This window comes from uncultured Marinobacter sp. (genome assembly GCF_963974375.1).
GTDB lineage: Bacteria > Pseudomonadota > Gammaproteobacteria > Pseudomonadales > Oleiphilaceae > Marinobacter.
Window position 1 is genome coordinate 1 of sequence record NZ_CAXBDN010000317.1, and the last position, 4,358, is coordinate 4,358.

General features: G+C 59.0%; 5 protein-coding genes. 3 read left to right on the forward strand and 2 right to left on the reverse strand.

The features are described from left to right. The 3 genes from purM to AAC035_RS19085 all read left to right on the forward strand — a co-directional run. Positions 1-1,043: phosphoribosylformylglycinamidine cyclo-ligase (gene purM / locus AAC035_RS19075; protein ID WP_339806694.1), on the forward strand; the 1,043-nt coding region annotated here is incomplete at its 5' end. Further along, positions 1,040-1,705 carry a phosphoribosylglycinamide formyltransferase gene (gene purN, locus AAC035_RS19080; protein WP_339806695.1) on the forward strand — a complete coding sequence of 222 codons (666 nt, stop codon included), beginning with the start codon at positions 1,040-1,042 and terminating at the stop codon, positions 1,703-1,705. The genes purM and purN, both read left to right, overlap by 4 nt. Before the next feature lie 96 nt (positions 1,706-1,801). Continuing rightward, the gene (locus AAC035_RS19085) at positions 1,802-2,611 is read left to right on the forward strand and encodes a DUF3108 domain-containing protein (protein ID WP_339806696.1); all 810 of its coding nucleotides are present in this window, start codon (positions 1,802-1,804) and stop codon (positions 2,609-2,611) included. Between the two features lie 21 nt (positions 2,612-2,632). Here AAC035_RS19085 and AAC035_RS19090 read toward each other — a convergent pair whose 3' ends face one another. Beyond that, entirely contained in the window at positions 2,633-3,904 is a 1,272-nt protein-coding gene (locus AAC035_RS19090; protein ID WP_339806697.1) for a valine--pyruvate transaminase, read from the reverse strand. A gap of 36 nt (positions 3,905-3,940) precedes the next feature. Next, positions 3,941-4,358, reverse strand: a 418-nt coding sequence (locus AAC035_RS19095; RefSeq protein ID WP_339806698.1) for a DUF416 family protein, incomplete at its 5' end; no start/stop codon positions are given.

The following is a 4,358-nucleotide window of genomic DNA, read 5'->3' on the forward strand; positions in this document are numbered from 1 at the left end:
TGACTTACCGCGATGCCGGCGTGGACATCGATGCGGGCAATGAACTGGTAGACCGCATCAAACATACCGCTGCGCGTACACGTCGCCCCGAGGTGCTGGGTGGACTGGGGGGCTTTGGCGCCATGGTGTCACTGCCCACCGGCTACCGGGAGCCTGTGCTGGTGTCCGGCACCGACGGTGTCGGCACCAAACTTCGCCTGGCCATGCAACTGGGACGCCACGACACCATCGGCATTGACCTGGTCGCCATGTGCGTTAACGATCTGGTGGTAGGCGGCGCCGAGCCATTGTTCTTTCTCGACTATTACGCCACTGGCAAACTCAACGTTGACGTGGCCGCCAGCGTGGTGGATGGCATCGGCACCGGCTGTGAGCTATCCGGCTGCGCCCTGGTGGGCGGCGAAACCGCAGAGATGCCGGGCATGTACGAAGGCGACGACTACGATCTGGCAGGCTTCTGTGTAGGCGTGGTCGAACGCAGCGACGTGATTGACGGTACCAGGGTGCAGGTTGGGGATGCCCTGATTGCTATCGGCTCGTCAGGCCCCCATTCCAATGGTTACTCGTTGATTCGAAAGATACTTGAAGTCAGTAACGCTGACCTGAATCAGACCGTTGGCGATTCAACCCTGGCCGATGCGCTCATGGCACCAACCAGAATTTATGTTAAAAACGTGCTGCAACTTATTAAAACAGTTGATGTAAGAGCGCTATCCCACATTACCGGTGGCGGCCTGCCAGAAAACATTCCCAGGGTTCTTCCGGACGGTACTGTCGCCGCTATCGACACCACCAGCTGGTCGCTGCCCCCGGTCTTTCAATGGCTCAAAGATAACGGCGGCGTGGCGGACGAAGAAATGTATCGCACCTTCAATTGCGGCATAGGCATGATCGTGTGCGTGCCGGCCGAACGCAAGGCAATTACCCTCGACACCCTGACCGCCATGGGTGAAACCGCCTGGCAAGTGGGCGTGATCGAAGCCGCCGCCAGCACGGACACCAGGGCCGCTACCCGTTATGCGCCGGGGCTGCTGGACGCATGAACATCCCTGAACTTGAAAAACCACGGATTCTGGTGCTGGCCTCCGGCCAGGGCAGCAATCTGCAGGCACTGATTACTGCCTGCAGGGACAGGGACTTTCCCGGCCAGATCGTCGCGGTCGGCAGCAACCGGCCCAACGCCTTTGCCCTCGAACGGGCGGCCCAGGCCGGCATTGAAACCTTTTCTGTGGATCACACCCGTTACGACACCCGGGAAGAATTCGACAATGTGTTGCGCCTGGAGATCGAGCGGCGCAGTCCGGATCTGGTGGTGCTGGCCGGTTTTATGCGCATCCTCACTCCCGCCTTCGTCCGTGCATTCCAGGGGCGCATGCTGAACGTTCACCCGTCCCTGCTGCCAAAGTATCAGGGTTTGCACACTCACCAGCGCGCCCTTGATGCCGGTGACACCGTGCACGGCGTCAGTATCCACTTCGTGACCGAAGATCTCGATGGTGGGCCGGTTGTTGCACAGGCCGAAGTAGCGGTCAACAGCGATGATGACGCTGAATCCCTGGCCGCCCGGGTACAGGAGCAGGAGCATATTCTTTACCCCATTGTTATCCGCTGGTTCTGCGAGGGCAGACTGCAGCTGACGGGGGACGATCGTATCGAATTCGACCGGACGCCACTGACCGAAGTTCTCCGCCTCAGCACAGCCTGACCTGCCCGCTCCCGCACCGGGAGGTGACGTAAATGTCACTCGACGGGTATGACTTCCGGGTTAGACTGAGACCACATTCAGCAATGGAGGTCCGCTATGTATCGACCTTTGAATGCAGACACCCCGCGCAAACGTCTTGTCCCGTTCTGGCTGCTGGCAACTGTATTTGCCCTCGCTGTGCCGTCGGCAATGACGGCAGCCACGACGACTAAAACCGAGGCCGGGAATGCCCCGGCGGAAACTGACAACACCCGGGCTGCTGTTGAGCTTGTGCCCATGAGGGCCTCTTACAGCGCCTCTATCGACAAGGGCATTTCCATCAATGGTTCTGCGGTGCGCAGTCTTCAGCAGCAGGATGACGGCTCCTGGATTTACCGTTTTGATGTGGACTCTTTCCTTGCTGACATAAAGGAATCCGTGACGTTTCGCTGGGAAGACGGTCAGGTCATCCCTCAGCGCTACCGTTACACCCTCGAAGGCTTTGCCATCCGTAATCGCAGCCGTGTCCTGGAATTCAACTGGCCTTCTGAAGCCATCAGTGGCAGTTTCGACGGCAACACGTTCAGCCTGGACACAGAGCCGGAGGCACTCGATCCCCTGGGTTTCCAGCTGCAGCTGAGCCAGGATCTGAAAGCCGGTAAGACTGATATGCGCTACGCCGTGGTCGACAAAGGCGGCTATGATTACGACCGGTTTGCGGTCATCGGTGAAGAGGTGGTCGACTCCAAAGTCGGCAGCGTCAATACGGTCAAGGTGGAAAAGGTGCGGGGGGAAGGCAGCAAACGAGAGACCCTGATGTGGTTCGCCCCGGAGCTGGATTATCTGCTGATCCGGCTGGTGCAGACAGAACCCGACGGCACCCGCTACGAGGTCAACATCGAGTCTGCCGACATCAAGAGCTCCTGACGACATCCGTTGTCAGCGGATTCAGGCGGAGTGCTGCTCCGCCCAGATCGCCTTAACCTCATCCGCAATCAGCCTCAGGCCCCGCGCCACGCTGTCGTCGTCCTGGGAATAGGTTACCCGAATGCATTCGTGCTGATGTCGCCAGTCATCCTCCGGCAGGCCCGGGAAGAAATAATGCCCGGAAACCACCAGCACTCCCCTGGCCTTGAGGCGCTGGTAGAGTTCCAGGCTGGTGACCGGCAGGTCCGGAAACCAGAACCAGAGGAACATGGCACCTTCGGGTTTGTGCACATACCATCGACAATCATCTCCCATCGCCAGACTGAATGCCGTAACCGCCCGCTCCATTTTTTGCCGGTAGAACGGACACACCACATCACGACTCAGAGACAGGATTTCACCCGACCGCACCAGAGGTTCCGCCAGCATCGCACCAAAACTGCCGGTGGCCAGATTCATGATGGCGTTGATGCCAGACAGTGCTTTGATCACCGGCGCAGCCGCAATCACGATTCCGGTTCTGGCCGCAGGCAAACCCAGCTTCGACAGGCTCAGGCAAAGGATGATCTGCTCGTTCCAGCGGGGTTCCGCGTCGACGTAGATCAGGCTCGGAAACGGCATCCCGTAGGCGCCGTCAACGATCAGCGGGATATCATGACCACGGGCAAGGGCTTCGAGCTGGGCCATCTCGTCATCGGTGACGACGTTGCCGGTCGGGTTGGTTGGCCTTGATACGCAGATTGCGCCGGTTTCCGCGGTCACCTCCAGCGCGTCAAAATCCACCCGGTACTTGAACTCATGGGCATCGGTAAAACTGATTTCCGGCTGCACCGCGCGGAACAGATCAGTAGCGATGCCGGCATCGGCATAGCCAATATACTCAGGTGCCAGCGGTAACAGGATGTGCTTGCGCAAGCCGCCGCCGAAGTCACCGCCAAACATGTTGAACAACATGAAAAAGGCAGCCTGACTGCCATTGGTCAGAGCGATATTGTCAGCGCTCAGCGACCAGCCGTATTCACCATTCAGCAACTCCGCCAGCGCCGCAATAAACTGCTTCTCGCCCTGGGGCGGATCGTAGATGCCCACCAACCGCCGCATGGATTGCGGGTCGGCGGCCAGACCGGCGAGGATTTCCTGCAGTCGTTGCTGTACCTCAGGAATATGCCCGGGGTTGCCGCCGCCCATCATGATCATATCGTCACCGGACGCCAGGGCATTGCCCAGGTCGTCCATCAACGATGTGATTCCGGCGTCTGCGGTAAATTTTCGACCAAACTCTGAAAGTTTCATGTCACCAACCGGTCTCGGTCTGCCAGGACTGTATCGTCAGTCGTCGTCGAGGGAGATCCCCAGATTGCTGACGCCTTCGTTCCCCGCCTGTTCTCTGATGCGGCGAATAAAGGACTCCGTGGGCGTGCGCTGCTTTTTCAGGGCCAGCACCAGCTGCCGCTGAAAGGCCTTGTCTTCTTTCATCAAGGGGTGAACATCCAGCAACCGGACCAGGTCACTTTCGTCCATGTCTTCACCCTCAGACATGGCAATAAAATCCACCACCGTGGCGGTCGCCCGCTGCGAACATTCGGTGGCTCGATGCCTGGAGGGGTTCAGTCTGGTCAGCAACGCCTGCTCCAGCAACTGGCACACATCAAAAGCCGGATGCACGCCATAGACGTCATAAGCCTCTACGTCCGGCGACAAGGCTTCCAGTCTGGCCAGCATCTGCGGGATCACCGTTTCAGCGGTG

Coding starts and splice junctions, on each gene's coding strand:
- purN (WP_339806695.1), top strand. CDS start 1,040: ATGAACATCCCTGAACTTGAAAAACCACGGATTCTGGTGCTGGCCTCC.
- AAC035_RS19085 (WP_339806696.1), top strand. CDS start 1,802: ATGTATCGACCTTTGAATGCAGACACCCCGCGCAAACGTCTTGTCCCG.
- AAC035_RS19090 (WP_339806697.1), bottom strand. CDS start 3,904: ATGAAACTTTCAGAGTTTGGTCGAAAATTTACCGCAGACGCCGGAATC.